This window comes from Bradyrhizobium sp. LeoB3 (assembly GCF_055456055.1).
Map to the genome: position 1 here is coordinate 1 of NZ_JBVBEF010000006.1, position 23,644 is coordinate 23,644.

General features: G+C 63.0%; 25 protein-coding genes. 9 read left to right on the plus strand and 16 right to left on the minus strand.

Going from position 1 to position 23,644, the window contains the following annotated elements:
• Window positions 1-351: 351 nt before the first annotated feature.
• The 5 genes from ACZXDY_RS07310 to ACZXDY_RS07330 form a co-directional block, all read right to left on the minus strand.
• Entirely contained in the window at window positions 352-618 is a 267-nt protein-coding gene (locus ACZXDY_RS07310; RefSeq protein ID WP_464345004.1) for a hypothetical protein, read from the minus strand.
• Window positions 619-1,291: 673 nt separating this feature from the next.
• Entirely contained in the window at window positions 1,292-1,450 is a 159-nt protein-coding gene (locus ACZXDY_RS07315; protein ID WP_155255395.1) for a hypothetical protein, read from the minus strand.
• A 180-nt stretch (window positions 1,451-1,630) separates the two neighbouring features.
• A complete protein-coding gene (locus tag ACZXDY_RS07320; protein WP_028166795.1) occupies window positions 1,631-1,981 on the minus strand; it encodes a hypothetical protein in 351 nt (116 codons plus the stop codon).
• A gap of 174 nt (window positions 1,982-2,155) precedes the next feature.
• A complete protein-coding gene (locus tag ACZXDY_RS07325) occupies window positions 2,156-3,337 on the minus strand; it encodes an acetate/propionate family kinase (RefSeq protein WP_464345005.1) in 1,182 nt (393 codons plus the stop codon).
• Between the two features lie 31 nt (window positions 3,338-3,368).
• Window positions 3,369-5,777, minus strand: a complete 2,409-nt coding sequence (locus ACZXDY_RS07330) for a phosphoketolase family protein (RefSeq protein ID WP_464345006.1) — start codon at window positions 5,775-5,777, stop codon at window positions 3,369-3,371.
• Window positions 5,778-5,909: 132 nt separating this feature from the next.
• On the opposite strand from ACZXDY_RS07330, the gene ACZXDY_RS07335 reads away from it, so the two are divergent.
• Entirely contained in the window at window positions 5,910-6,032 is a 123-nt protein-coding gene (locus tag ACZXDY_RS07335) for a hypothetical protein (RefSeq protein ID WP_464345007.1), read from the plus strand.
• A 40-nt stretch (window positions 6,033-6,072) separates the two neighbouring features.
• Here the strand turns inward: ACZXDY_RS07335 and ACZXDY_RS07340 are convergent, their stop codons facing one another.
• Window positions 6,073-6,312, minus strand: a complete 240-nt coding sequence (locus tag ACZXDY_RS07340) for a hypothetical protein (protein WP_130225705.1) — start codon at window positions 6,310-6,312, stop codon at window positions 6,073-6,075.
• A 205-nt stretch (window positions 6,313-6,517) separates the two neighbouring features.
• Here ACZXDY_RS07340 and ACZXDY_RS07345 point away from each other — a divergent pair, with 205 nt between their 5' ends.
• A complete protein-coding gene (locus ACZXDY_RS07345) occupies window positions 6,518-7,294 on the plus strand; it encodes a cyclase family protein (RefSeq protein ID WP_028166799.1) in 777 nt (258 codons plus the stop codon).
• 98 nt (window positions 7,295-7,392) lie between these two features.
• Here ACZXDY_RS07345 and ACZXDY_RS07350 read toward each other — a convergent pair whose 3' ends face one another.
• Complete coding sequence (locus ACZXDY_RS07350) at window positions 7,393-7,668, minus strand: hypothetical protein (protein ID WP_130225706.1); 276 nt, start codon at window positions 7,666-7,668, stop codon at window positions 7,393-7,395.
• Between the two features lie 355 nt (window positions 7,669-8,023).
• On the opposite strand from ACZXDY_RS07350, the gene ACZXDY_RS07355 reads away from it, so the two are divergent.
• Entirely contained in the window at window positions 8,024-9,835 is a 1,812-nt protein-coding gene (locus tag ACZXDY_RS07355; RefSeq protein WP_464345008.1) for a carbamoyltransferase family protein, read from the plus strand.
• A gap of 182 nt (window positions 9,836-10,017) precedes the next feature.
• Here the strand turns inward: ACZXDY_RS07355 and ACZXDY_RS07360 are convergent, their stop codons facing one another.
• Complete coding sequence (locus ACZXDY_RS07360; RefSeq protein WP_028166802.1) at window positions 10,018-11,172, minus strand: OpgC domain-containing protein; 1,155 nt, start codon at window positions 11,170-11,172, stop codon at window positions 10,018-10,020.
• 223 nt (window positions 11,173-11,395) lie between these two features.
• On the opposite strand from ACZXDY_RS07360, the gene ACZXDY_RS07365 reads away from it, so the two are divergent.
• Entirely contained in the window at window positions 11,396-11,704 is a 309-nt protein-coding gene (locus ACZXDY_RS07365; protein WP_035691450.1) for an ETC complex I subunit, read from the plus strand.
• A 240-nt stretch (window positions 11,705-11,944) separates the two neighbouring features.
• Here ACZXDY_RS07365 and ACZXDY_RS07370 read toward each other — a convergent pair whose 3' ends face one another.
• The gene (locus ACZXDY_RS07370) at window positions 11,945-12,397 is read right to left on the minus strand and encodes a DUF2000 domain-containing protein (RefSeq protein ID WP_456641585.1); all 453 of its coding nucleotides are present in this window, start codon (window positions 12,395-12,397) and stop codon (window positions 11,945-11,947) included.
• A 93-nt stretch (window positions 12,398-12,490) separates the two neighbouring features.
• Between ACZXDY_RS07370 and ACZXDY_RS07375 the strand changes: the two genes are divergently transcribed.
• Window positions 12,491-12,907: a MarR family winged helix-turn-helix transcriptional regulator gene (locus ACZXDY_RS07375; RefSeq protein ID WP_464345009.1), complete on the plus strand. Its 417-nt coding sequence runs from the start codon at window positions 12,491-12,493 to the stop codon at window positions 12,905-12,907.
• Here ACZXDY_RS07375 and ACZXDY_RS07380 read toward each other — a convergent pair.
• A complete protein-coding gene (locus tag ACZXDY_RS07380; RefSeq protein WP_028166805.1) occupies window positions 12,904-13,368 on the minus strand; it encodes an Lrp/AsnC family transcriptional regulator in 465 nt (154 codons plus the stop codon). The two genes, ACZXDY_RS07375 and ACZXDY_RS07380, sit on opposite strands and share 4 nt — an antisense overlap.
• Window positions 13,369-13,394: 26 nt before the next feature.
• The gene (locus ACZXDY_RS07385) at window positions 13,395-14,045 is read right to left on the minus strand and encodes a TetR/AcrR family transcriptional regulator (RefSeq protein ID WP_464345010.1); all 651 of its coding nucleotides are present in this window, start codon (window positions 14,043-14,045) and stop codon (window positions 13,395-13,397) included.
• A gap of 319 nt (window positions 14,046-14,364) precedes the next feature.
• Between ACZXDY_RS07385 and ACZXDY_RS07390 the strand changes: the two genes are divergently transcribed.
• Genes ACZXDY_RS07390 through ACZXDY_RS07400 form a run of 3 tightly spaced genes read left to right on the plus strand, consistent with a single transcriptional unit; the run spans window position 14,365 to window position 18,877 of the window.
• Window positions 14,365-15,969, plus strand: a complete 1,605-nt coding sequence (locus ACZXDY_RS07390; protein WP_464345011.1) for a carboxyl transferase domain-containing protein — start codon at window positions 14,365-14,367, stop codon at window positions 15,967-15,969.
• A gap of 2 nt (window positions 15,970-15,971) precedes the next feature.
• The gene (locus ACZXDY_RS07395) at window positions 15,972-17,978 is read left to right on the plus strand and encodes an acetyl/propionyl/methylcrotonyl-CoA carboxylase subunit alpha (RefSeq protein ID WP_464345012.1); all 2,007 of its coding nucleotides are present in this window, start codon (window positions 15,972-15,974) and stop codon (window positions 17,976-17,978) included.
• On the plus strand, window positions 17,978-18,877 hold the full coding sequence (locus ACZXDY_RS07400) for a hydroxymethylglutaryl-CoA lyase (RefSeq protein ID WP_464345013.1): 900 nt from the start codon (window positions 17,978-17,980) through the stop codon (window positions 18,875-18,877). The genes ACZXDY_RS07395 and ACZXDY_RS07400 overlap by 1 nt, the downstream gene beginning before the upstream one ends.
• Window positions 18,878-18,975: 98 nt before the next feature.
• On the opposite strand, the gene ACZXDY_RS07405 is transcribed toward ACZXDY_RS07400, so the two are convergent.
• The 3 genes from ACZXDY_RS07405 to ACZXDY_RS07415 are packed head-to-tail and all read right to left on the minus strand — an operon-like array spanning window position 18,976 to window position 21,904.
• Window positions 18,976-20,334 carry a TRAP transporter large permease gene (locus ACZXDY_RS07405; RefSeq protein ID WP_456641591.1) on the minus strand — a complete coding sequence of 453 codons (1,359 nt, stop codon included), beginning with the start codon at window positions 20,332-20,334 and terminating at the stop codon, window positions 18,976-18,978.
• A complete protein-coding gene (locus ACZXDY_RS07410) occupies window positions 20,331-20,885 on the minus strand; it encodes a TRAP transporter small permease (RefSeq protein WP_464345014.1) in 555 nt (184 codons plus the stop codon). The genes ACZXDY_RS07405 and ACZXDY_RS07410 overlap by 4 nt, the downstream gene beginning before the upstream one ends.
• A complete protein-coding gene (locus ACZXDY_RS07415; protein WP_464345015.1) occupies window positions 20,882-21,904 on the minus strand; it encodes a TRAP transporter substrate-binding protein in 1,023 nt (340 codons plus the stop codon). The genes ACZXDY_RS07410 and ACZXDY_RS07415 overlap by 4 nt, the downstream gene beginning before the upstream one ends.
• A gap of 322 nt (window positions 21,905-22,226) precedes the next feature.
• Here ACZXDY_RS07415 and ACZXDY_RS07420 point away from each other — a divergent pair, with 322 nt between their 5' ends.
• A complete protein-coding gene (locus tag ACZXDY_RS07420; RefSeq protein WP_028166814.1) occupies window positions 22,227-22,472 on the plus strand; it encodes a pentapeptide MXKDX repeat protein in 246 nt (81 codons plus the stop codon).
• Window positions 22,473-22,683: 211 nt separating this feature from the next.
• Here the strand turns inward: ACZXDY_RS07420 and ACZXDY_RS07425 are convergent, their stop codons facing one another.
• Both ACZXDY_RS07425 and ACZXDY_RS07430 read right to left on the minus strand, forming a co-directional pair.
• A complete protein-coding gene (locus tag ACZXDY_RS07425; RefSeq protein WP_464345016.1) occupies window positions 22,684-23,040 on the minus strand; it encodes a DUF6481 family protein in 357 nt (118 codons plus the stop codon).
• A 217-nt stretch (window positions 23,041-23,257) separates the two neighbouring features.
• Window positions 23,258-23,473, minus strand: a complete 216-nt coding sequence (locus ACZXDY_RS07430; RefSeq protein ID WP_464345017.1) for a hypothetical protein — start codon at window positions 23,471-23,473, stop codon at window positions 23,258-23,260.
• Window positions 23,474-23,644 lie beyond the last annotated feature (171 nt).

Here is a 23,644-nt window from a genome sequence, read left to right on the forward strand (position 1 = left end):
AGGTTCTGGCTGGCTGGTTACCCGCCTCGATACGCCGCCCTTCTCAGGCCGTCATCACCCAGATTCCGCCATAGCTCCAGTCGTGAGGCTCAACCGCAGATCCCCTCATAACGGGGAGGTAGAAATGCGCCCTTGGCACCGACGAGGGGCCATAGACAACGGACCGCGAACTCTAGCCGCCAGCCAGCCATCGGTCCACTCCCTTCAGGGTGGAGTGGGCATCGCGCTGGAGATCAGGGAGCGTGTGAGGTCCGCTGGGCCCCTGATAGCGCCGCGGTAGCAGACCTCACCGAGGGGCCAGAAGCGGAAGTCGCACCGTTCGCGACAGCCATCGATCGATGCGCGTTCGCCTCACTTGAGGACGTGAGGAAAGTACTTTTCATCCCACTCGTCGGTCCGAAGGTAAACCTTTCCCCACTCAAGCACGCGATCGCCTTCGTGATAGGCTTTAGTGGCGACTTCAAGTTCTCCAACAGGCGCAGGGCCTAGATGAAAGTGCTCGTTCTCGCATGTAAGCGCTTGCAGCTTCTGGACGAGGAGGTCACGCCCCTCGGGATTGAGCCACATCTCAAACAGACCATCGGCAGCCAAACTTAAGGTGATGCGGGGTGGTGCCATGAGGTTTCTTTCTAAGAGGCACGATCAACAGGCTAGCTATGACGACGGCGACCGATCAACATCCAACTTTACGTGCCAATTGCCGACAAGCAGTTGATGTCGGAAGGCCTGCGAGAGCCTCCCTAGCTTATCTTCTCGCCTGACCTAAGCTGGCGGCTTTCGGGAGTATGTCTTTGGGTCAAGAAGTGCGGCCAAACCGGCGACAAGTGCGATCGCCGCGATAAACAGGACCGTGATAGGATCTATGAATAGATACAAGACTGCCGCTATTGCCAGCAACGTCAGAGCAGGACCGACGAGCGCAGGGTGCATCTTAAGCGAATTGATCACCCTGTTGCGAACTTCAGGAATGCAGGCCGCGGTGGCGACAAGGCCAACAATTACGACAAGCCATTTCGGCATAACTTGCGCGCCTCGTTAGTAGCATTACGAATACGTAAGCACCCTTTCGCTCCGATTAAAGAACATAGTGCAAATCACATGGTTTCCGGGGGATGGCCGCCTCGGGGCAAACTCAGACCTGTGGCTGTCAGGACGTTCGTTTAGCAAAGAACCGTGTGTCGCAATTCATTTCACCCGTGAAGCTGGTCCTAGTACTCTCAGAGGCTGACATCTAACCTTTGTGAGAACACACCCTAGCCATTCACTCTCTTCAGGCGAGCGCGCAACTCCCTTAGTCGTTTGACGTGAGGAACGGCAGAACCGGCACGTCGATGCCGATGGCCAATTCGAGCACCGCGCCGATCGCAGCGATTGCCGCGCACAATTCAAGCAGGACGAATGCGAACAGCGCGCTGAGCCCAATAAGTGCGTTCTTGCGGCCGTTCCACATGATGTCACCTGCAATCCTGGCTGTCGGAAAGAAAGCTCGATTTAGCCCGGTCGGGTCATAAGCCGGAAATCTGGTACGGTAAACTCGCTTACCATCGCGGCCACCAAGCTCAAGACAAGCCTGATCTTAACCTAACCGATCAACCTTAACATCCGGCCGCGAGGTGCTTTTGCTGCCGCTTCAGCATCCGCGGCAGATCGATCCGATCATCTTGTCGACTTTGGCGTCCTCGCGATCGAGCGAGGGATCGGTGCCAAGCAGCGGGCCTTTCTGGGGACCGTTGGCGATGCCTTCGGAGGAAAGTGCGGTTCCGAGCGAGTTGGTGCCGGGCGTGGTGGGGCTGGTTCCGAAAGCGCCGCCGGTCACCGGCAGGCCCCCGCTGGTGGGCAGGCCGCTGCTCATGGGCATGCCTCCGTGCATCCCCATGCCACCCATACCGTGTCCCATGCCGCCTCCGCCGCCGCGTGCGAATGCTGCGGTGGTCGAAAGGCCGACGGCGAGGGCGATGCAGAGCAGGGATAGTTTCTTCATGGCGAGACTCCTGTCTTCGCGAGACGGCTGAGCCAGCCCGTCCGGCCGGCGCCAGTAGAAGTGAAGTAGGTGTTGTGGTGCCGCGCGAATGCGGTCTCGCTCATCAAATCCTTTGGCGCGAACCGTCCCGCCGGATCGCGGCCGTGAGAGCGACGGCAATGCCGTTCGTCATTCTCAACGATTTGTAATCAAGGCCTGGCTGTGAGCGGCGATAGCCGCTTCCTCATCGGTCGGGACTACCAGGGTTGCAACGCGCGCCGTCTTCGCACCGATCCTGAGTTCATTGGCGCTGTTGGCGCGATCATCGATCTCCACGCCGAGCCAGCCAAGGCCGGCGCAGATGCGCTTCCGCACCTCGGGGCTGTTCTCGCCGATCCCGGCGGTGAAGACGATCGCATCCAGGCCGCCCAAGCTGTGGGTCATCGCGGCGATTGCCGCCCCCGCGCGGAAGGCGAACAGTTCGAGCGCCTCGGCGGCACGCGGATCGTCGCTCGTGGTGAGCACGCGCACGTCGGCGCTGATCCCGGACACGCCGAGCAGTCCGGACTCGTAATAGAGCACGTGCTCGATCTCGTCGGCCGAGAGCCCACGCTGCTGCTGCAGGTAGAGGGGCAGGCCGGGATCGATCGCCCCGCAGCGCGTGCCCATCATCAGCCCGTCCAGCGTGGTGAAGCTCATCGTCGTGTCGATGCTGCGCCCGTTGCGCATGGCGCACAGGCTGGCGCCGCTGCCGAGATGGGCGGTCACGACCCGTCCCGTCGCCAGATCCGGCGCGATCTCGCGCAGGCGGCGGGCGATGAACTCGTAGGAGAGCCCGTGAAAGCCGTAGCGGCGCACGCCTTCCTGTTCGAAATGCCGCGGCAGCGCAAAGCGGCTCATGGGCGGCGCGACGCTGTGGTGAAAGGCGGTATCGAAGCAGGCCACCTGCGGCAGGTCCGGCCGCAGCTTCTGCATCGCCTCGATCGGCGCCAGACAGGCCGGCTGGTGCAAGGGCGCGAGCGGGGTGAGCTCGCGCAGCGCCTGCAGGATGGCCGGCGTCACCTGCACCGGCGCAAAGAATTTCAGGCCGCCATGGACGACGCGGTGACCGACCGCGACGAGAGTTCCGCCGGCGAGGAATTCGTCGAGCCAGTGCAACAGATCCGAGAAGAAGCTCTCGTCGTCCGCTTCCGCCGCGGCGTGCCGCTCGAACAGCACGTTGCCGTGCAGGTCCTTCACGACCATCTGCGGCTGATGCTGATGATGGTCGAGCATGCCCTTGCACAGCAGTGCGGGATCGCCTGAGCCGCCGCTCGCAAACAGCGCCAGCTTGATCGTGGACGATCCCGCATTGAGGACGAGGAGGGCGTTTGGCATCTTCTTCAGCCTCAACGCTTGTGATCGGAGATCAGTCGCCGGCGTTTGCCGCAGTGCCATATGGCCAGGACCAGTCGCGGATATCGGGCATGTCCTCGCCGTGCTCGCGGACATATTTGCCGTGCTCGATCAGGCGGTCGAGGCAATGCTGCTTGACGGCCGCTGCGGAGGCCGCAAGTCCCGGCACGCGGTTGATGACCTCGATCGCCAGGTGGAAGCGGTCGAGCTCGTTGAGCACGACCATGTCGAATGGCGTCGTCGTCGTTCCCTCTTCCTTGAAGCCGCGCACATGGATGCCGGAGTGGTTGGTGCGCGCATAGGTGAGGCGGTGGATCAGATAGGGATAGCCGTGATAGGCGAAGATCACCGGCTTGTCGCGGGTGAACAGGGTGTCGAAGTCGCGGTCGGTGAGGCCATGCGGATGCTGCTCGCGCGGCTGCAGGGCCATGAGGTCGACGACGTTGACGACCCTGATCTTGAGCTTGGGGATCTGCTTGCGGAGAATGTCGACAGCGGCGAGTGTCTCCAGCGTCGGCACATCGCCGGCGCAGGCCATCACCACGTCGACGTCGTTGTCCGGTGTTTCCGTTCCGGCCCACGACCACGCGCTGATTCCGGCCTCGCAATGAACTGCGGCCTCCTTGATCGTCAGCCATTGCGGCGCTGGCTGCTTGCCGGCCACGATGACGTTGATCCGGTCGTAGGTGCGCAGGCAATGGTCGGTGATCCATAGCAGCGAGTTGGAATCCGGCGGGAAGTAGACGCGTACGATGTCCGCCTTCTTGTTGGCAACGAGATCGACGAAGCCCGGATCCTGGTGGCTGAAGCCGTTGTGATCCTGCCGCCAGACATGTGAGGTCAGCAGATAGTTCAGCGAGGCGATCGGGCGCCGCCAGGGCAGGCCGCGGGAGACCTTCAGCCATTTGGCGTGCTGATTGAACATGGAATCGACGATGTGGATGAAAGCCTCGTAGCAGGAGAACAATCCGTGTCGCCCGGTGAGCAGATAACCCTCGAGCCATCCCTGGCAGAGATGCTCGCTCAAGACCTCCATCACCCGGCCGTCCCGGGACAAATGGACGTCGTAGGGCTCGATCTCCTCCATCCAGACCCGATCGGTCGCTTCGAACACGGCATCGAGCCGGTTGGAGGCGGTCTCGTCCGGACCCATGATGCGGAAATTGCGCGTGCTTTCGTTGCGCTTCATGACGTCGCGCAGGAATTTGCCCATTGTGCGCGTTGCTTCATCGATCACGCCCCCGGGCGTCGTGATCTCGATCGCGTAGTTGCGATAGTCGGGCAATTCCAGTTCGCGCCTGAGCGTGCCGCCATTGGCATGCGGATTGGCGCCCATCCGCCGCGCGCCGTTCGGCGCCAGTTTCTGCAATTCCGGAACCAGCCTGCCTTGCTCGTCGAACAGCGTTTCCGGCTGGTAGCCGCGCATCCATCGCTCCAGTATCGCGAGATGGCCTGGATTGCTGCGGACTTCGGCAATCGGCACCTGGTGCGCGCGCCAGAACCCTTCCACCCTGAGGCCGTCGACTTCCTTGGGTCCGGTCCAGCCCTTTGGGCTGCGCAGCACGATCATCGGCCATCGTGGCCGCTCTTGTGATGGCGATACGCCTCGCGCGGCCTGCTGGATGGCGCGGATGCGATCGGTCGCCGCATCCAGCGTGGCAGCCATCTGCCGGTGCATTGTCGCGGGATCCTCGCCCTCGACGAACATCGGCTCATGGCCGAAGCCCAGGAACAGATGGCGGATTTCCTCGTCGCTCATCCGCCCGAGCACGGTCGGGTTGGCGATCTTGTAGCCGTTCAGATGCAGGATCGGGAGCACCGCGCCGTCGCGCGCAGGGTTGAGAAACTTGTTCGAATGCCAGGAGGCGGCGAGCGGGCCGGTCTCGGCTTCGCCGTCGCCGATGACGCAGGCAACCAGAAGATCGGGATTGTCGAATGCCGCGCCATAGGCATGAGCGAGTGCATAGCCGAGTTCGCCGCCTTCATGGATCGAGCCAGGTGTCTCCGGCGCGGCGTGGCTCGGGACGCCTCCGGGAAAAGAGAACTGCCGAAACAGCTTGCGCAGGCCGTCGACGTCGCGCGTGATGCTGGGATAGATCTCGGTGTAGCTGCCTTCGAGATAGGTATTGGCGACCATGCCGGGGCCGCCATGACCGGGGCCGCAGATATAGATGACGTCGAGATCGCGGTGTTTGATCACGCGATTGAGATGGGCATAGACGAAATTCAAACCGGGCGTCGTACCCCAATGGCCGAGCAGTCGCGGCTTGATATGTTCCTTGCGAAGCGGCTCACGGAGCAGGGGATTGTCGAGCAGATAGATCTGGCCGACCGAGAGGTAATTGGCGGCGCGCCAGTACCGATCAAGCAGATCGAGTTCGGCGCTATCGAGAACGGCGGACGTGCTGCCTGCATCTTGCATTGAACGCCTCGTTGTTTTCCTGGCGACGATTGCCAATCGTGACGGCTTTTGCTGGACGCGCCACTGTCCATTTCTGCGCGGTACGGGTGTTGAGCCAAATCAACCGCATCCAGCCATCATCGATCTGGCGCCATGCGCATGCGCCAGCCGCGCCATCTGTTCGACGACAACGAGCGCGGATCGGCGCCGTTCCGGCGCACGAAATGCCAAATTGTGGCGGCGGCGTTTGACAAAACTGCGATGCCGCGCTTTTGAGCAGAGGCGTGCGCCCCAAGCCCGGTAGGATGCGTCGGCGCTACCGGCTGGAGATCAGTTTCAGCGGAGGCTGGAGGGTCGCTTCGAGTTCCACCCGCAGGCGCTGGACTCGGGGGTCGCTCGATCGCTCGGCGCAGACCGTGTACTGATGGACGGATTGAGCCAGCGCCCGCCGCTCCGCCGCGGTCTTCGACACCGAGGCGAGCTTGAGCACGATGGCGCCCAGGTTCACCAGCATTTCGTCGAGCGTCCGGTCGATCTTGTCGAGCTCGTTCGTCATCCGCACTCCTTGCAGGTCAATGAAGGCTGGTGAATGACGTTCCTGTGGCAACATCGGTAAGGCTAACCATTGGTAAAAGGCCCGCCGTGTGTGTCCGTAGCCCGGATTGCGCTGCGCTCCACCCGGACTACGAGATTTCTGCTGACGTTGCAGGGATCGTTGTACTGATCCAGAATTTCATCGAGGAAACCCGAGAGGACAGACCATGGCGCGCAAACTGATCGACATCTCCGTCCCCCTGCAGAACGACGTGCCGGCCGATCCGCCGGGCAACCATCCGACCATCCAGTATATCGACCACCAGCAGGGCCTGCCGCGGATGCTGGAATTCTTCCAGGGGTTACGAGCGGAAGATCTACCGGACGGGCAGGGCTGGGCGGTCGAGCAGGTCAATCTCTCCACCCATAACGGCACGCATCTCGATGCGCCCTGGCACTTCCATCCGACGATGAACCGCGGCGAGCGCTCCTGGACCATCGACGAAGTGCCGCTGGAATGGTGTTTCCAGCCGGCCGTCAAGCTCGACTTCCGGCATCTACCGGACGGCTATGTCGCGAGCGCCAAGGATGTCGAGGAGGAGCTCATCCGCATCGGCCATACGCTCAAGCCGCTCGAGATCGTCGTCGTCAACACCAGCGCCGGCGCAAAATTCGGCCGGCCGGATTATGTCGTCTCCGGCTGCGGCATGGGCTATGAGGCGACGATGTATCTGTTGGAGCGCGGCGTGCGGCTGACCGGCACCGACGGCTGGAGCTGGGATGCGCCGTTCGTCTACACCGCGAAGAAGTATGCCGAGACGAGGGATGCCAGCCTGATCTGGGAAGGCCACAAGGCCGGCCGCCACATCGGCTATTGCCACCTCGAGAAGCTGCACAATCTCGAACTGTTGCCCTCGACCGGCTTCATGGTGTCGTGCTTCCCGGTGAAGATCGAGCGCGCTTCCGCTGGCTGGACGCGGGCGGTCGCGATCCTCGAGAGCTGAGCCGCGAGAGCTCTCTTGCCAAAAGAAAATCAGGTGCGCCGTTTCCGACGCACCTGATTTTTCCTTTGATCTAGTGCAGTAGCGTCGGGCTAACGCCACTACCTGCAGACGCGAACGCCGCGCGGGGTCCACCAGCAGCGCGGGCCACCATAGCCGCCGTAGTAGCCGTAGCCGCGGGGATACCAGCCACGCCGATAACCGCCGCGATAACCCCATCCGCCGCGACCGCGACCCCAACCGCCGCGTCCGCGATACTGCGCCTGCGCCGACGAGGTGGTCGCGCCGACCAGAATCGCCGAGGTGCTGGCGACATAGACGAACAGCAATGCCACCGCGGCAAGGCAGCGCGTCAGGAAATTGTAGCGTTTAACCATTCAGTAATCTCCCGGTCACTTCCAGACATCCAAACAATCCGAACTGTCTTGCTTAGACGTTTGAGACAGCCACTAGTTCAGATGCACTAAGACAAAATTTTGTCGAACGTTCTTGCGCTTCGCAAAAACTCTATTGGGCGGGTCGGGGGAGGTCAAGTTATAGTCCCGCTTGCAGAAATGCATCGTTTGTCTTGCCGTTCATCCGCCGTTCATCTTGTTCATCTTCGTCGTATCCAATGATTTGTGCGCCGCCGGACCATGGCGAAAAAGATTTCGACAAAATCCCGCAGAGAACTTGATGTCGACACGATCGCGTATCCTAAGCCACGCGATGATTCCCGCCTGACGAGTCCCCATGCCCAAGCAGCACACCTACGTCCTCGGCCTCAACACCTACGATCATGACGTCAGCGCCTGCCTGTTGCGCGACGGCGCGATCGCCTTTGCGATCGCCAAGGAGCGGATCACGCGCGAGAAGCACGCGTCCGGATTCTACAAGGAGGCGATCGACTATTGCCTCAAGGCCGAGGGCATCACGCTCGATGATGTCGATCTGGTTGTCAGCAATTGCTACATCCTGCCGGTGCCGGAGCTGGAAGAGCGGCTGATCTATCAGGACATGGCCGGCTTTCTTCCGTATCCCGAGCGGCAGGAAGCGTCCAAACATCCGCTGTTTCGTTCGACCTCGGGCAAGGTGGTATCGCTCTCCCACCATCTGGCGCATGCCTACAGCGCATTTGCGGTGTCGCCGTTCGATGAGGGTGCGGTGATGGTGGTCGACGGCGTCGGCAACTATCAGTCCGACGTCATGGAGCAGTATCCGAATGCGGATGCGGCGTCGCCGCTGGCGCGCGAATCCGAAAGCTACTACCGGTTCGAGGGCGAGAAGCTGGAGTGCCTGAAGAAGGTCTTCATGGAGCCTTCGCGCGGCATGCTCAGCGACGAGTTCTACAACATGCCGGGCCTCGGCGCGCTCTATAGCCGCGTCTCGTCCTACGTGTTCGGCGACTGGAACAAGTGCGGCGAATTGATGGGCCTTGCACCCTACGGCCGTCGCGAGCAGGTCAAGCATCTCATCGACATGAGCGACGGCAAGTTGCACGTGCCGCCATGGACCAGCGAATTCAATCAACCCTATCTGCTCGACAGCGGCAGTTGGGAGAAGAGCCCGGCGATGCGTCACTGGGAGGACATCGCCTGGCGCGTGCAGGACGACACCGAGAACGTGCTGCTCGCCCGCGCGCGCTGGCTGCGCGAGACCACGGGCGCCAAGAACCTCTGCATCGCCGGCGGCGTCGCGCTGAATTGCGTGGCCAACGGACGGATTGCGCGGGAAGCCGGCTTCGAGAACGTCTGGATCCAGCCGGCGGCGGGCGATGACGGCACCGCGATCGGCTGCGCTTATTACGGCTGGCTCGAGATCCTGAAACAGCGGCGCAACTTCGTGATGGAGCACGCTTTCGTCGGCAGGCCCTATAGCGAGGCGGAGGTCGCGGCCGCGTTGCAGAAGTTCCTGGTGCGTGTGCAGGTGGACGCCAGGCGCAGCGACGATATCTGCCGCGATACCGCCAAGCTGCTCGCCGACCAGCGCGTGATCGGCTGGTTCCAGGGGCCGTCCGAGTTCGGGCCGCGCGCGCTCGGCAATCGCAGCCTGATCGCCGATCCGCGCCGGGCTGAGATGAAGGATATCCTCAACAGCCGCGTCAAACACCGGCAGGCGTTCCGCCCGTTTGCGCCGCTGGTGCTGGCCGAGCGGATGACGGAGATCTTCGAAGGTGAGGAGGATTCGCCGTTCATGCTGATCGCCAAGCCGGTCCGTCCCGAGTGGCGCGACAAGATTCCGGCCATCGTCCATGTCGACGGCTCGGCGCGCGTGCAGACTGTGCGCGAGGCGACCAATCCGAGGCTCTACCGGCTCCTGAAGGAGTTCGAGGCGCTGACCGGGGTGCCGGTGTTGATCAACACCTCCTTCAACGTCAAGGGCGAGCCGATCATCGAGACGCCGGAGGACGCCGTGAACTGCTTCCTCGCCACAGGGGTCGACAACCTGATCCTGCACGACACGATCGTGTCGAAGGGCCGGATGCACAAGGTCGTCGCGCCGCTGGTCAGGACCTATGGCGATGTCGCCAGCATCGTCGCCTCGACTGCCCCGCCGCCGAGTTGAGATTACCTCGCCCCGCTTGCGGGGAGAGGTCGGATCGCATCGTAAGTGCGATCCGGGTGAGGGGGTCTCCGCGAGTCAGACTCTCACCGTTTTTGCGGAAGCAGCCCCTCACCCCAACCCTCTCAGGGCGAGACCTGCTCGTCCCGGCCCCGTGAAGAACGGGGGAGAGGGAGAAGATGGCGCTACGTCGCCTTCGCCGGGGTCGGTGGCGTCTTCGGCAGCGGCTTGTCCTGCCGTTTCGACCAGGAGATGTAGTAGGCCACGATCGTCATGATCGCGATGCCGGTGACGCTGACGAAGATCTGCGCGAGCAGCGAGCCAGAGCTCATCGACAGCTCGAAGTGCCCGACAAAGGACAGGAACACGCCGACACAGAACACCGCGAGCGACTGCTGGCCACAGACGATCAGCGGATCGAACACCTTCCATTCCAGTGCCGCCCAATCCTTCGGGATGAAGCGGATCACGAGGATGACGATCACCGCGAAGTGGATAAAGCGGTAAGGCGCGAGGTTGGTCTTGTCGTTCGGGTTGAAGGCCGAATAGAGCCAGTCCGGGAACATGGCGCCGAAATCCGGGAAGCGGCCGGCCATGGTCATGATCAGCGCGAAGATCATATAGGCGACGCAGAACCAGAGCGTGTAGGGCGAGTTGATGATGTTGGCATTCTGCCGCGCGCCGCCGAGTGCGCACCAGGCGCCGAACACGAACAGAACCTGCCAGGCGAACGGGTTGAAGTACCAGACGCCGGCCGGATAGGCCGGCAGGTTCCATCCCACCTGGCGCGACACCAGCCACAGCGCGATCGAGGCGAGCATGGTCAGGTTCGGTTGCCGCAGCATGAACCAGAGCACCGGCGGGAACAGGCCCATCAGCACGATGTAGAGCGGCAGCACGTCGAGGTTGACCGGCTTGAACTTAAGGAACAGGCCCTGGCGCAGGGTCTCGGTCGCGTTGTCGACGAGGCCGGCGACGTTGAATTCGTTGATCAGGTTGGAATCGCCGAAACGCAACGCCAGGTAGCTGATTGCAGCGATGTAGATCACAAACAGGATGATGTGGGCGACGTAGAGTTGCCAGACGCGCTTGGTCAGCCGGGTCGCGCCGACGACGAAGCCGCGCTCCAGCATCATCCGGGCGTAGACGAACGAGGCGGTATAGCCGGAGATGAAGACGAACAGGTCGGCGGCGTCGCTGAAGCCATAATTCCGCGTGGTGATCCAATTCACCACATTGTCGGGGATATGATCGAGATAAATCGCCCAGTTCGCGACCCCGCGAAACAGGTCGAGCCGGAGATCGCGTCCCTTTTCGGGCAGGGTGGCGTTGATTTTCATGGGTCCCGCTTCGAAGTGATGCTTTCGAGAAGGCCGCGCCGCGAGACATTCGAGCCCATCCGCGGCCAGATTGTCACAGCGCGGTAGAATGGCTATACCGAACGGGAAGGTAACATCCGGGTTCAGGAATCACCCATCACATCCGTGAAAGGTGTCTCTATACTATCCCAGGCGTTCCCTCCACACGCTCCATGTCGCACAATTCCCGAAGGTTCGACGATCCATGACGACAGCTCGCATTTTTAAGCCCGCCAAAAACGCGATGCAATCGGGGCGTGCCAAGACCAGGGAATGGCAGCTCGATTACGAGCCGGAACAGCCGCGGATGGTTGAACCCCTGATGGGTTGGACCTCGTCCGGCGACATGAAGCAGCAGCTCACGCTGCGCTTCCAGACCAAGGAAGAGGCGATCGCCTATTGCGAACGCAAGGGCATCCCCTATCAGGTGCTCGAGCCGAAGGAATCCCTGCACCGGCAGATCGCCTATGCCGACAATTTCTCGTTCCGCCGCGGCGAGCCCTGGACGCACTAAAGCCTGTAAGATCAGGTTGAGTGGCATCCGCAAGGGATGCTGTGCTCCCTCTGCCGCTTGCGGGGGAGGGCGGGGTGGGGGTGTTTCCGCGATTCACACTGTTCGACCGTGGGGAGAGAGCCCCCACCCGGCGCTATGCGCCGACCTCCCCCGCAAGCGGGAGAGGTGAAGTGAACTCGCCGCCGATTCAACCAACTAACATCACGTTCTAGCAGGCGCGCCGTGGCGGGCCTGCCGGCCTTAGGGCGCCCGTAGCAGCGAATATTTGCCGACGATGCGGCCGACCCGCTTCCTCGTGCCGAACAGCATGATCCCGAGATATTCGATGCTATCCGGCGCAAGGCCGCTCATCATGCGCCGGAATTCGCCGTAGTCGTTGGTCTCCTGTCCCTGCACGGGGAAGTCGACGATCTCAATTCCCGCCTCGGCCGCCTTCTGCCGGATTCGCGGCAAATCCTCCTTCGGCGCGCCCAGCACGGGAATTCCGATCGGGATCAGTCCCGCATGGGGATTGCCCGCGGCATCGATCAGCGCATCGCCGACGAGGTGAGGGTGGCGGGCGCCCATCGTCAGGGCCATCACGGCGGCGGCGTTGGCGGCCTTGCCAAGTGGCAACCCCGCATCGATCACCGCCACGCAGCGTTGCGGCTCGGACGCGCCTTCCTCGGCATTGCGATCGGCAGGATGCGACATCACCAACCCCCACTGTACAAGTAACTTGTACACAAGTAACATGCGTGCGTGAAAAACGTCAACCCAGAACGCCCCGGCGGCTGTAAGGGAACGATGGACAAGATCGAGGACTGCATCAGCTTCCTGCTCGGAAAGGCGCAGCAGCGGGTGACACGGCGCGCCAAGGAATTGCTGTCCGAGCACGATGTGACGCCGGTGCAGTACGCCGCGCTATGCGTGCTCTGGGAAGAGGACGCGCAGACGGCGGCTGAGCTCGGCGCGCGCCTTGTGATCGACAGCGCGACCATGACCGGCGTCATAGACCGGCTCGAGCGCTCGGGTCTGATCAGGCGCCACGCCGATGAGAGCGACCGGCGCATTTACCATCTCTACCTGACCGATCGGGGGCGGGCGCTGCGAGCCCCGCTGGATTCCGCGATGGAAAAGCTCAATGCCGAAGTCGCAGAACTCCTCGGCAAGGATTGGCCGCGCTTCCACCGCATGCTGCGCAAGGTTGGTACGTCTGGCTAGGGAAGCGGGAGCGGCAGCGGTGCGTCCTTGGAGACGCCGAGCACCGGAAAGCTCCTGATGGTGCGCACCTCAGCCATCGCCGAGAACTGCAGGAGCTGCTGGTGCATGCCCTGAACACCGGTTGCCACGCATTTGAGCAGGAAGTCTGCCTCGCCTGAAATGCGCCAGCATTGCTGCACCAGGGGCAGACGGGCGATCGATGCCTCGAACGCCTCCAGCGTGGCCTGGTTCTGGCTGGTCAACTGTATCAGGACAAAGGACACCACCTCGTAACCGAGCGTCCGCTCGTCAAGGCTCGCACGGACGTCCCTGATCACGCCGCGGCTACGCAGCGCGCGGACGCGGCGCAGGCAGGCCGGCGCGGAGATGCCAACCCGCTGCGCCAGATCGTTGTAGCGCAGCCGGCCGTCCTGCTGAAGCTCGGACAAAATCTTCCGGTCGATCTCGTCGAGCTCCGTCATGAATGCCTCATACCTTGACGAACGAACTATCCTGCGGCGACACGCCGTGTTGCCCTGCGGCCGATGCGGGCAGGGGGAGCAGCCGCCTGCGGCGCGATGCCCGATAGCACCAGCTTTTCATGGGTGGCGATGATGGCTTCCTTCGAGAGCCGGCCGCCGGGACGATACCAGGTGCAGGGCCCGGTCAGCATCGCCAGGATCGCAAAGGTCGCGACCTGCACATCCACCAATTCGAAGACGCCCTGCGCAACACCTTCCTCGAGGATATCGGCAAGGCGCCGCTCATAAGCCTCGCGCAAGGCGATCACCGCCACATAATTCTTCGGCTCCAGGCTGCGCAGCTCGGAATTGGCGATGTAGACCTCGCGCTTGCGCGTCATGTGATAGCTGACGTGGAAGGCAACGAAGGCGCGGATTTTTTCCTCAGGACCGCTCTTGCCGTCGAGCGCAAGATCGAGCTGGCGCAGCAGCTCGTTGATATGGTGCTGCACCAGGTCGAACAGCAATTCCTGTTTGGTGCTGATGTGGTTGTAGAGCGAGCCCGCTTGGATGCCGACCTCGGCGGCGAGCTGGCGCAGGCTCATGGCCTCATAGCCATGCTCGAAGATCAGGCGCGTTCCGGCTTTGCGGATCGCCTCCAGCGTCGTTGGGCCGTGTGAGCCGATCGTGCGTGCCATCGGGACCCTCGCGGGAGCGTTAGAAAGAGCGGGAAACTAGCGAACGATCGTATGTTTATAGTCGGAAAATCAAGCGAAATCAATGTGCTATAACCTTGGTAATCGCTCAATGTCGACCTCTTGAGACAATGCCAAAAAAACGTATGATCGTTTCGATATAGGATCCATAGCGACGGGAGGAATCATGGCGTCGAAACCGGCGGCGGTGGTCAATTTCGCAAGGCGGGAATCATCCGGCTTGAGTGGCGGGCCCTATCGCGCGATGAGCCGCGATATTCTAGTTTGAAGATTGTCGAAACACGCGGCAGAAAAGCGCAACATGCAGCTTCATTCCACGATCGATCCCAAATCCCAGGAATTTTCCGGCAATGCCGAGGTGATGCGCGGCCTGGTCGCCGAGCTCCGCGATAAGCTCAGCCAGGTTGCGGGCGGCGGAGGCGAGGCGTCCCGTATCAGGCATACCTCGCGCGGCAAGATGCTGGCGCGCGACCGCGTCGACCTCCTGGTCGATCCCGGCACGGCGTTCCTGGAATTGTCGCCGCTCGCGGCCAATGGCCTCTATGGCGGCGACGTGCATTCGGCGAGCGTGATCACCGGGGTCGGGCGCATCGCGGGCCGCGAATGCGTCATCGTTGCCAATGACGCCACCATCAAGGGCGGCACCTACTATCCGATGACGGTGAAGAAGCACCTGCGCGCCCAGGATATCGCGCGGCAGAACAATCTGCCCTGCGTCTACCTGGTCGATTCGGGCGGCGCCTTCCTGCCGTTGCAGGACGAGATATTCCCGGACGAGCGCCACTTCGGCCGCATCTTCTACAACCAGGCGCAGATGTCGGCCGCGGGCATCCCACAGATCGCGATCGTGATGGGCTCCTGCACCGCCGGCGGCGCCTATGTGCCGGCGATGTCGGACGAGAGCATCATCGTACGCAATCAGGGGACGATCTTTCTCGGCGGCCCGCCATTGGTGAAGGCCGCGACCGGCGAGCTCGTCACCGCGGAAGAACTCGGCGGTGCCGACGTGCATTCGCGGCAGTCCGGCGTCACCGACCACTACGCGCAGAACGATGCGCACGCGATCGGCATTGCCCGGCGCATCGTCGCCACATTGAAGCCGTCGGCGCGCGCCACGCTCAACATGCGCGAGCCGCGAGAGCCTTTGTATCCGGCCGAGGAGATCTATGGCGTGGTCTCCTCCGACGGCCGCAAGCCGTTCGACGTCCACGACATCATCGGGCGGATCGTCGATGGCTCCGAGTTCGACGAGTTCAAGCGGCTTTATGGCACCACGCTGATCTGCGGCTTTGCCCATATCTGGGGCTTCCCGGTCGGCATCATCGCCAACAACGGCATCCTGTTCAGCGAGAGCTCGCTGAAGGGCGCGCATTTCATCGAGCTGTGCTGCCAGCGCGGCATTCCGCTGGTGTTCCTGCAGAACATCACCGGCTTCATGGTCGGCAAGAAATACGAGGCCGGCGGCATCGCGCGCGACGGTGCCAAGCTCGTCACTGCGGTGGCGACCGCCGGCGTGCCGAAATTCACCGTCGTGATCGGCGGCTCCTATGGCGCCGGTAATTACGGCATGTGCGGCCGCGCCTACAGCCCGCGCTTCCTCTGGCTGTGGCCGAATGCGCGCATCTCCGTGATGGGCGGCGAGCAGGCTTCGATGGTGCTGAGCCAGGTCCGGCGCGACAATATCGAAGCCAAGGGCGACACCTGGTCGGCGGAGGAAGAGGAGAAGTTCCGCGCGCCGATCCGGGCGCAGTATGAGAGCCAGGGCAATCCCTATTACGCGACCGCGCGGCTCTGGGACGACGGCGTGATCGATCCTGCCGACACGCGCCTCGTGCTTGGGCTCGGGCTATCGGCCGCCGCCAATGCGCCGATCGAGCCGACGAAGTTCGGCCTGTTCAGGATGTGACGATGGACCGCTCAAAGCTCTACCGGCGTTTTCGCACCCTGCTGATCGCCAACCGCGGCGAGATCGCTTGCCGCGTGATCCGCACCGCCAAGGCCATGGGCCTGCGCACCGTCGCGGTTTATTCCGAGGCCGACCGCGATGCCCTGCATGTCGCGCTCGCCGACGAGGCCGTGCTGCTGGGCCCGGCCCGGGCGCGCGACAGCTATCTCAACATCCAGCGCGTGATCGAAGCGGCGCGCGAGACCGGGGCCGAGGCTGTTCATCCCGGCTACGGCTTCTTGTCCGAGAACGCGGAATTCGCACAAGCCTGCTTCGAGGCAGGGTTGGTGTTCGTCGGTCCGACGGCCGAGATGATGAACGCGATGGGCTCGAAATCCGGCTCCAAGGCGCTGATGGAGAAGGCTGACGTGCCGCTGGTGCCCGGCTATCACGGCGAGGCGCAGGACGAGGCCACTCTGGCGAATGCCGCGGAGCGTATCGGTTTCCCGGTGCTGGTGAAGGCCTCGGCCGGCGGCGGCGGCCGCGGTATGCGGGTGGTCAATTCAGCAGCCGAGCTGTCGACTGCAATCATCAGCGCCAAGCGCGAGGCCAAGGCGGCATTCGGCGACGACCGCATGCTGATCGAGAAATACGTCCAGAACCCGCGCCACATCGAGGTGCAGATCATCGGCGACAGCCATGGCAATCTGCTCTCGCTATGGGAACGCGAATGCACACTGCAGCGCCGGCACCAGAAGGTGATCGAGGAAGCGCCGTCGCCGACACTGAATGCCACCCAGCGCGAGACCGTCTGCGCCGCCGCGCGAAAGGCGGCCGCGGCCGTCAACTATGTCGGCGCCGGCACCATCGAATTCGTCTCCGATGGCAGGGACGTGTTCTTCATCGAGATGAACACGCGCCTGCAGGTCGAGCATCCCGTCACCGAACTGATCACCGGCGTCGATCTCGTGGAATGGCAACTCCGCGTCGCCTTCGGCGAGAAGCTGCCGCTAAGCCAGAACGAAATCAAGCTGAACGGCCACGCCATCGAGGCGCGGGTCTATGCGGAAAATCCGCAGAAGAACTTCATGCCGTCGGTCGGACGCATCAAGACCTGGCGCGCGCCGGAGGAGGGCGGCGGCTTGCGCATCGATGCCGGCTATCGCAGCGGCGATAACGTCTCGCCGTATTATGACGCGATGCTGGCAAAGGTGATCGCGTGGGCGCCGACGCGCGAGATCGCGATCGAGAAGCTCAATCGCGGGCTGGAAGAAACCGATGTCCGCAGCATCGTCACCAACATCCCGTTCCTGTCGGCGCTGGTGACGCATCCTGCTGTGGTTGCGAATGCCATCGATACCGGCTTCATTGAGCGCGAACTGAAGAGCCTGACCGCAGAACGTGGGGCTGCCGGTGCGTTCGAGCTGTGCGCCGCGGTCGCTGCGATCTTGAATGAGGAGCAGAAGGCTGCACGGAAGGAGGCGCATTCGCCGTGGCAGACCTTCGGCTGGATGCCGGTCGGCCAACGGCAGCGGGTGTTTTCGTTCCGGCAGGGGCAGGGCGCGGAACAGAAGGTGACGCTGCGCTATGGCAACCGGCCATCGACGGTGTCGGTCGGCGATCGCACGTTCGCGCTGGCGCTGGCGCCGTCCGCGGATGAGGGCTTTGATCTGACGCTTGATGGCACGAAATCCGGTGTCGTGGCCGTGATCGAAGGTCACGAGCTCTATTTGCGCACCCGCAACGGCCGCTTCGACCTCCACTGGGTCGATCCGTTCGGCGGCGAGACCGAGGAGCAGGTCGGCGAGGACAAAATCGTCGCGCCGCTGCCGGGCACCGTTGTCGCCCTGCTTGCCGAAGAGGGCGCGATGTTGGAGAAGGGCGCGGCGATCCTGACGCTGGAAGTGATGAAGATGGAACAGACGTTGCGCGCGCCGTATGCCGGCGTGCTGAAGAAGTTGAAATGCAAGGTGGGCGATATCGTCGGCGAGGGCGTCGAGCTCGCCGAAGTCGAGCCGGTGGCCGCGTGATGAGCGAGCCCGTCCGCATCGTCGAGGTCGGCCCGCGCGACGGGCTGCAGAACGAGAAGACGCCGATCAGCGTCGCCGATCGGATCGCCTTCATCGAGCGACTGATCGGCGCCGGCTTGCCGATCGTCGAGGTCGGCGCCTTCGTGTCGCCGAAGGCGGTCCCGCAGATGGTGGGATCGGCCGAGGTGCTGCGCGGCGTCAGCCATCTGCCCGGCGAATTCCACGTGCTGGTGCCGAACGAGAAGGGCTATGAGGCCTCGCAGGCCGCCGGCGCCAAGGTGATCGCGGTGTTTGCCTCGGCCTCCGAAGGTTTCTCGCGCGCCAATATCAATTGCTCGGTCGCGGAATCGATCGAGCGCTTCAAGCCTGTGCTGGCGCGTGCCAGGGCCGACGGCATCGAGGTGCGCGGCTATATCTCCTGCGTGCTCGGCTGCCCCTTCGACGGCGAGGTGAAGCCGCAGGCGGTCGTCGACGTTGCCAGGACGCTGTGGGATCTCGGCTGCTATGAGATATCGCTAGGCGACACCATCGGCGTCGGCACGCCGGTCAAGGCGCGGCACCTGATGCGAGCGGTCGCGGGCGAGATACCGGCACAAAACCTCGCGATGCATTTCCACGACACCTACGGCCAGGCGCTCGCCAACCTCTACGCCGGCATGGAGGAGGGCGTCCGCGTCATCGATTCCGCCGCGGGCGGCCTCGGCGGCTGCCCCTATGCACCCGGCGCCACCGGCAATGTCGCGACCGAGGACGTCGTCTACATGCTCGAGGGCATGGGCATCAAAACCGGCGTCGATATGGAGAAGCTGCTCGCCGCGACTAACGAGGTGAGCCGCCTGCTCGGCCGCCCGCCGGTCAGCCGCGTCGCCAACGCGCTGAACGCGAAGAAGAAACGCTAAATTCGTAGGGTGGGTAGAGCGGAAGCGAAACCCACCATTCGCGCGGCTTGCTCCGAAAGTGATGGGTTTCGCTTCGCTCTACCCATCCTACGGGAGCATCACCGCACGCTCTCCGGCCCCATCACGAGATCCGGCAGCCACGTCGAGATTCCCGGGAAGAAGCAGAGCAACAGCACCGCCAGCATCATCAGGAGCACGAACGGCAGCGTGCCCCAGATCACCTCGCTCAAGGGAATATCGGGCGCGACGTTGCGGATGACGAAGATGTTCAATCCGACCGGCGGATGGATCAGGCCCATTTCCATCACGATGGTCATCACCACGCCGAACCAGATGATGTCGAAATTGGCGGCGCGGAGCGGCGGCAGGATGATCGGCGCGGTCATCAGGATGATCGAGACCGGCGGCAGGAAGAAGCCGAGCACGATCACCATGAGGAGGATCGCCACGAGCAATTCCCAGCGCGGCAGGTGCATCGCGACGATCGCCTCCGCGGCCGACTGCGAGATGTGCAGATAGCTCATCACGTAGGAATAGAGCAGCGACATGCCGATGATCATCATCAGCATGGTCGACTCGCGGATGGTGGATTTCAGGATCGGCTCGAGGTCGCTCGGCTTCCAGACGCTATAGATCACCGCGATCAGCCCGAGCGCCAACAGCCCGCCGAGGCCGGCGGTCTCCGACGGCGTCGCGTAGCCGCCATAGAGCGCGATCATCACGCCGGTCAGGAGCAGGACGAACGGCAGCACCCGCGGCAGCGCGTTGAAGCGGTCGGCCATCGTGAACTCGTCGCGCTGCAGGATCGCGGCATCCGCACCGGTCGCGTCATAGGCGGCGCGCGCGGCCGCATACTCCTTGCGGAAACGGAACATCGCGTAGATGCCGAACAGCGTCACCAGCAACAGGCCCGGTCCGATGCCGGCAAGGAACAGGCGCCCCAGCGATTTCTCCGCCGCGACTGCGAACAGGATCATGGTGATCGAGGGCGGCAGCAGGATGCCGAGCGTGCCGCCGGCGGCGATGATCCCCGCGGCAAAGCCGCCGGAATAGCCGCGCTTGCGCATCTCGGGGATGCCGGCCGAGCCGATCGCCGAGCAGGTCGCCGGCGAGGATCCCGCCATCGCGGCAAACAGCGCGCAGGCGAACACGTTGGCAACCCCGAGCCCGCCGGGCACGCGGTGCAACCATGCGTGCAGCGCCGAATAGAGATCCTGGCCCGCGCGGGATTTGCCGATCGCCGCGCCCTTCAGGATGAACAGCGGGATCGACAAGAGCGTGATCGAGGCCATCTCCTCGTAGACGTTCTGCGTCACCGTATCGAGCGAGGCCGTCGGCATGTAGATCGCCATGAACACGACCGCGACTGCGCCCAAAGCAAACGCAATGGGCATGCCCGAGAACATCGCAAACAGGGTGGCAAGCCCGTAGCTGATGCCGATCCCAAGTACAGTCATCGGCGCGCACCACCCATCAGGGGAATGATGATCTGCAGCAGGAGCTGCAGGCAGAGCAGCGACATACCCAGCGCCATCAGCACGTAGGGGATCGCAAGCGGCGGCGACCACATCGAGTTCGAGACTTGGCCATCGACATAGGCTTCATGCGCCAACGTCCAGGATTTCCAGGCAAAGAAGGCGCAGAAGGCCAAGCTTGCGACATCGACCAGCCACAGCCTGATGCGATTTGCGAGCGGCGACATCAGCCCGACGAAGGCTTCGATGCTGACATGGCCGCGCTGGGCCTGCACGTACGCGGCGGTCATGAAGGTCGCGCCGACCAGGAGGAACACCGCGGCTTCGTCCTGCCAATAGTTCGGGCTGTGAAATAGCGCGCGGCCGAGCACGCTGTAGCTCAGGATCACGCAGGCCGCGATCAGTGCGATGGACGCGAAGACGACGACGATGTTGTTGCAGAGGCCAAGCCCGCGCGACAGCGCCGCCACGAATACATTACCCGTGACGGCGGTCTGGCGTTCGGCTTGATCCGCGACCGGACCATGCATCATGCGGCGACGTCGCTTGCGAGCTTCAACAGATTAGCTGCCGTCGCGGTTTTAGCACCATAGTCCTTCCAGGCGGTATCGCGCGCGATGTCGCGCCACTTGTTGACGGTGACTGCGTCAAGCGCGCTGACCTTTGCCCCGGCCTTCTCGTAGACCTTGGCGACCTCGACATCGTCGTCCTGCGCGCCCTTCTTGCCGAAGGCCTCGAGCTCCGCGCCGACCGCAAGGATGACGTCCTGCTGCTTCTTCGGCAGCTTGTCGAAGATCGCTTTCGACATCATCAACGGCTCCAGCATGAACCAGTAGGAGGTGCCGGCGCCGGAGGTGAGCGATTTCGCGACTTCTTCCAGGCGGAACGAGATCAGGCTGGTGGAGGAGGTGATGCCGGCGTCGCAGGCGCCGGTCTGCATCGCAGCATAAAGCTCGTTGGAGGGCACCGACAGCACGGCCGCGCCGGCCGTCTGCAGCACCATGTCCATCTCGCGGGAGCCGCCGCGCACCTTCATGCCCTTGGCGTCCTCGGGCGCCACGATCGGCTTGGAGCGGCTGGCGACGCCGCCGGCCTGCCAGACCCAGGTCAGGAGGATGATGCCCTTATCCGCCAGGAAGTCGGAGAGCGCCTTGCCGACCGGTTCCTTCTTCCAGCGCAGGCCCTGGTCGTAGGTCGTGACCAGGCCCGGCATCAGGCCGATATTGGTCTCCGGCAGCTCGCCCCCGGCATAGGGCATCGGGTAGAGGCTGATATCGAGTGCGCCCTTGCGCATGGCCGAGAACTGCGCATTGGTCTTGATCAGCGAGGAATTCGGATAGATTTCGGCAGCGATCTCGCCGCCCGAGCGCTTCGCCACCTCAGCGGCGAACATCCGGCACAGCCGGTCGCGAAAATCGCCCTTGTCGATGGTGCCGCCGGGGAACTGGTGCGAGACTTTCAGCGTGGTCGCGGCATGAGCGGTTCCGACGCCGAAGCGCAGCACCGCGGGCGCGGCAAGCGCCGTGGCAAAAAGGTGGCGGCGAGTAAGCATAAAGTTTCTCCCAGTGGCAAAAGCTGTTCTTGTTTGGCGATAAGGCGGAACTTGAGGGCCGCATTTAGGCGAATTTGCCAGAATTTTCTCTAGTCTGATAGTTTGAGGCGGCCGGTGCATTGACGCCAAGCGTCACACCTGGAGCGGGTATTTTTGCACCGCACACTGCGGCGGACGATGTGCCAAGGCCTAATTTTCGGGCAGCGGCGCTCCGCACACTCTTTCAAGACTTTGTGAGAGGGTAACAAGGGCCGTTCCGGCCGCGTCGAGGGGAGAGCGGCAGACGTCGCTCCACGATCACCCCTCAGCAAGGATAACCACCATGACCTTCTCGACCCGTATCGGCCTCAGCGTCTCGGCCGCTCTTGTCGCCCTCAGCGTCGCGCTCTCGCCTGCAGCCTTCGCTCAGGACAAGATGGGCAAGGACGACGCCATGAAGAAAGACACGATGTCCAAGGATACGATGTCCAAGGATGCCATGTCGAAGCATGACGGCATGAAGAAAAGCGACGGGATGATGAAGAAGGACGACGCGATGAAGAAAGACGACGGCATGAAGAAGAACTGATCGCCGTCGCGTCCTTACTTCGTTTTCCGGATGCGGGGGACGAAATTCGAGCGCAGCTTGAAGGAGGCTAACCCGGGTGAAACGCCAGCGTAACCCGGACCGCTCGTAGACCAGGATGCAAATGTCCCGGGTTGGGCGTTCCGCTCCACCCGGGCTACGAGATCTCCGCTTCAGTTCGTGCTGCGTGCGGCGCGTGAGAGGCGGAAACGCCTCACCGCTTTTTCTTGCCGCGTTCCTTGCGGGCGGCGTAGCGTGCGTCGCGCTTGGCCTTCTGCTCGGCCTCGAGCGCGGCTTGCCGCGCGGATTCCTCTTCCTTCTCGCGAGCGATTCGCGCCACTTCCGCGGCGGCAGCCTCTTCCGCGAGGCGCTGTTGCTCGGCCTTGGCCGCCTCGCGCGCAAGCCGAGCCTGCTCGCGGTTGGCCGCGATCGCGGCGCGCTCGGCGGCGCGCGCCTGCACCCCGGGATCATCGGGCCCGGGGCGGGAACGGAATTTTTGCAAAATGTTCTGCCGGGACTGCTGCGCAGCCTTCTGGCGGTCGGAAAAGTTCGGTTCCTTGAAGCCGCTCATAGAGAGAGCCTTGTTATCTTCACTGCTGATTGGAGGGATGATGAAAATCGGGTTCGGCGCAGCACATAAGTGAACCCGGGGCAAAATGCCAGCGTCCAATTTGGCATGCCAAACGCGGGAGCTATCCGTAGTCAGCAATGTGCGCGCGGGAGAAGCGAGCCCATCGCCGAGAGCAATACGGTCATGCGCTTCGAACTTCGCTAAAGTTCTAGCCGAGCTAGAAGCTGTCGCGGTGGCGGGAGGTTCCCAGCACCCTGGCGACCGTCTGCGCCGTCATGGCCACGCGATCGGAGGTCCGCTGCGCTTCGAGCTTGTCCCGGGCTTTCTCGCGGATCAGGAGCTGGATCAATTCGAGCCGCTTGTTCTCGTCGACCGCTTCCGCCAGCAGTTTTTTGTAGCGATGATAGTCGTAGCCCGTTTCTTGTTTACCCATGTTGTTTACCCATGGCGCGCTCCGCACACGCGCTTCCCGGAAGGCGCGCAGTGTTGAGCAGCGCGGGGACGTGCGCAACGGATTTGCGACACTTATGCCCAGGCTTTGCATATTTGATCTGAAGTTGTTGTGATCACACGGGTACTTGCGAAGCAGCTACTGCAACCACGA

Bases quoted from the DNA above. Each gene is read 5' to 3' on its own strand.
- ACZXDY_RS07355 (WP_464345008.1), top strand. From the start codon at position 8,024: ATGCCCAAGCAGCACACCTACGTCCTCGGCCTCAACACCTACGATCAT.
- ACZXDY_RS07415 (WP_464345015.1), bottom strand. From the start codon at position 21,904: ATGCTTACTCGCCGCCACCTTTTTGCCACGGCGCTTGCCGCGCCCGCG.
- ACZXDY_RS07360 (WP_028166802.1), bottom strand. From the start codon at position 11,172: ATGAAAATCAACGCCACCCTGCCCGAAAAGGGACGCGATCTCCGGCTC.
- ACZXDY_RS07315 (WP_155255395.1), bottom strand. From the start codon at position 1,450: ATGTGGAACGGCCGCAAGAACGCACTTATTGGGCTCAGCGCGCTGTTC.
- ACZXDY_RS07420 (WP_028166814.1), top strand. From the start codon at position 22,227: ATGACCTTCTCGACCCGTATCGGCCTCAGCGTCTCGGCCGCTCTTGTC.
- ACZXDY_RS07380 (WP_028166805.1), bottom strand. From the start codon at position 13,368: ATGACGGAGCTCGACGAGATCGACCGGAAGATTTTGTCCGAGCTTCAG.
- ACZXDY_RS07310 (WP_464345004.1), bottom strand. From the start codon at position 618: ATGGCACCACCCCGCATCACCTTAAGTTTGGCTGCCGATGGTCTGTTT.
- ACZXDY_RS07325 (WP_464345005.1), bottom strand. From the start codon at position 3,337: ATGCCAAACGCCCTCCTCGTCCTCAATGCGGGATCGTCCACGATCAAG.
- ACZXDY_RS07430 (WP_464345017.1), bottom strand. From the start codon at position 23,473: ATGGGTAAACAAGAAACGGGCTACGACTATCATCGCTACAAAAAACTG.
- ACZXDY_RS07405 (WP_456641591.1), bottom strand. From the start codon at position 20,334: ATGACTGTACTTGGGATCGGCATCAGCTACGGGCTTGCCACCCTGTTT.
- ACZXDY_RS07335 (WP_464345007.1), top strand. From the start codon at position 5,910: ATGCGCATGCGCCAGCCGCGCCATCTGTTCGACGACAACGAGCGCGGA.
- ACZXDY_RS07400 (WP_464345013.1), top strand. From the start codon at position 17,978: ATGAGCGAGCCCGTCCGCATCGTCGAGGTCGGCCCGCGCGACGGGCTG.
- ACZXDY_RS07350 (WP_130225706.1), bottom strand. From the start codon at position 7,668: ATGGTTAAACGCTACAATTTCCTGACGCGCTGCCTTGCCGCGGTGGCA.
- ACZXDY_RS07365 (WP_035691450.1), top strand. From the start codon at position 11,396: ATGACGACAGCTCGCATTTTTAAGCCCGCCAAAAACGCGATGCAATCG.
- ACZXDY_RS07410 (WP_464345014.1), bottom strand. From the start codon at position 20,885: ATGATGCATGGTCCGGTCGCGGATCAAGCCGAACGCCAGACCGCCGTC.
- ACZXDY_RS07385 (WP_464345010.1), bottom strand. From the start codon at position 14,045: ATGGCACGCACGATCGGCTCACACGGCCCAACGACGCTGGAGGCGATC.
- ACZXDY_RS07395 (WP_464345012.1), top strand. From the start codon at position 15,972: ATGGACCGCTCAAAGCTCTACCGGCGTTTTCGCACCCTGCTGATCGCC.
- ACZXDY_RS07390 (WP_464345011.1), top strand. From the start codon at position 14,365: ATGCAGCTTCATTCCACGATCGATCCCAAATCCCAGGAATTTTCCGGC.
- ACZXDY_RS07370 (WP_456641585.1), bottom strand. From the start codon at position 12,397: ATGTCGCATCCTGCCGATCGCAATGCCGAGGAAGGCGCGTCCGAGCCG.
- ACZXDY_RS07425 (WP_464345016.1), bottom strand. From the start codon at position 23,040: ATGAGCGGCTTCAAGGAACCGAACTTTTCCGACCGCCAGAAGGCTGCG.
- ACZXDY_RS07345 (WP_028166799.1), top strand. From the start codon at position 6,518: ATGGCGCGCAAACTGATCGACATCTCCGTCCCCCTGCAGAACGACGTG.
- ACZXDY_RS07340 (WP_130225705.1), bottom strand. From the start codon at position 6,312: ATGACGAACGAGCTCGACAAGATCGACCGGACGCTCGACGAAATGCTG.
- ACZXDY_RS07375 (WP_464345009.1), top strand. From the start codon at position 12,491: ATGGACAAGATCGAGGACTGCATCAGCTTCCTGCTCGGAAAGGCGCAG.
- ACZXDY_RS07320 (WP_028166795.1), bottom strand. From the start codon at position 1,981: ATGAAGAAACTATCCCTGCTCTGCATCGCCCTCGCCGTCGGCCTTTCG.
- ACZXDY_RS07330 (WP_464345006.1), bottom strand. From the start codon at position 5,777: ATGCAAGATGCAGGCAGCACGTCCGCCGTTCTCGATAGCGCCGAACTC.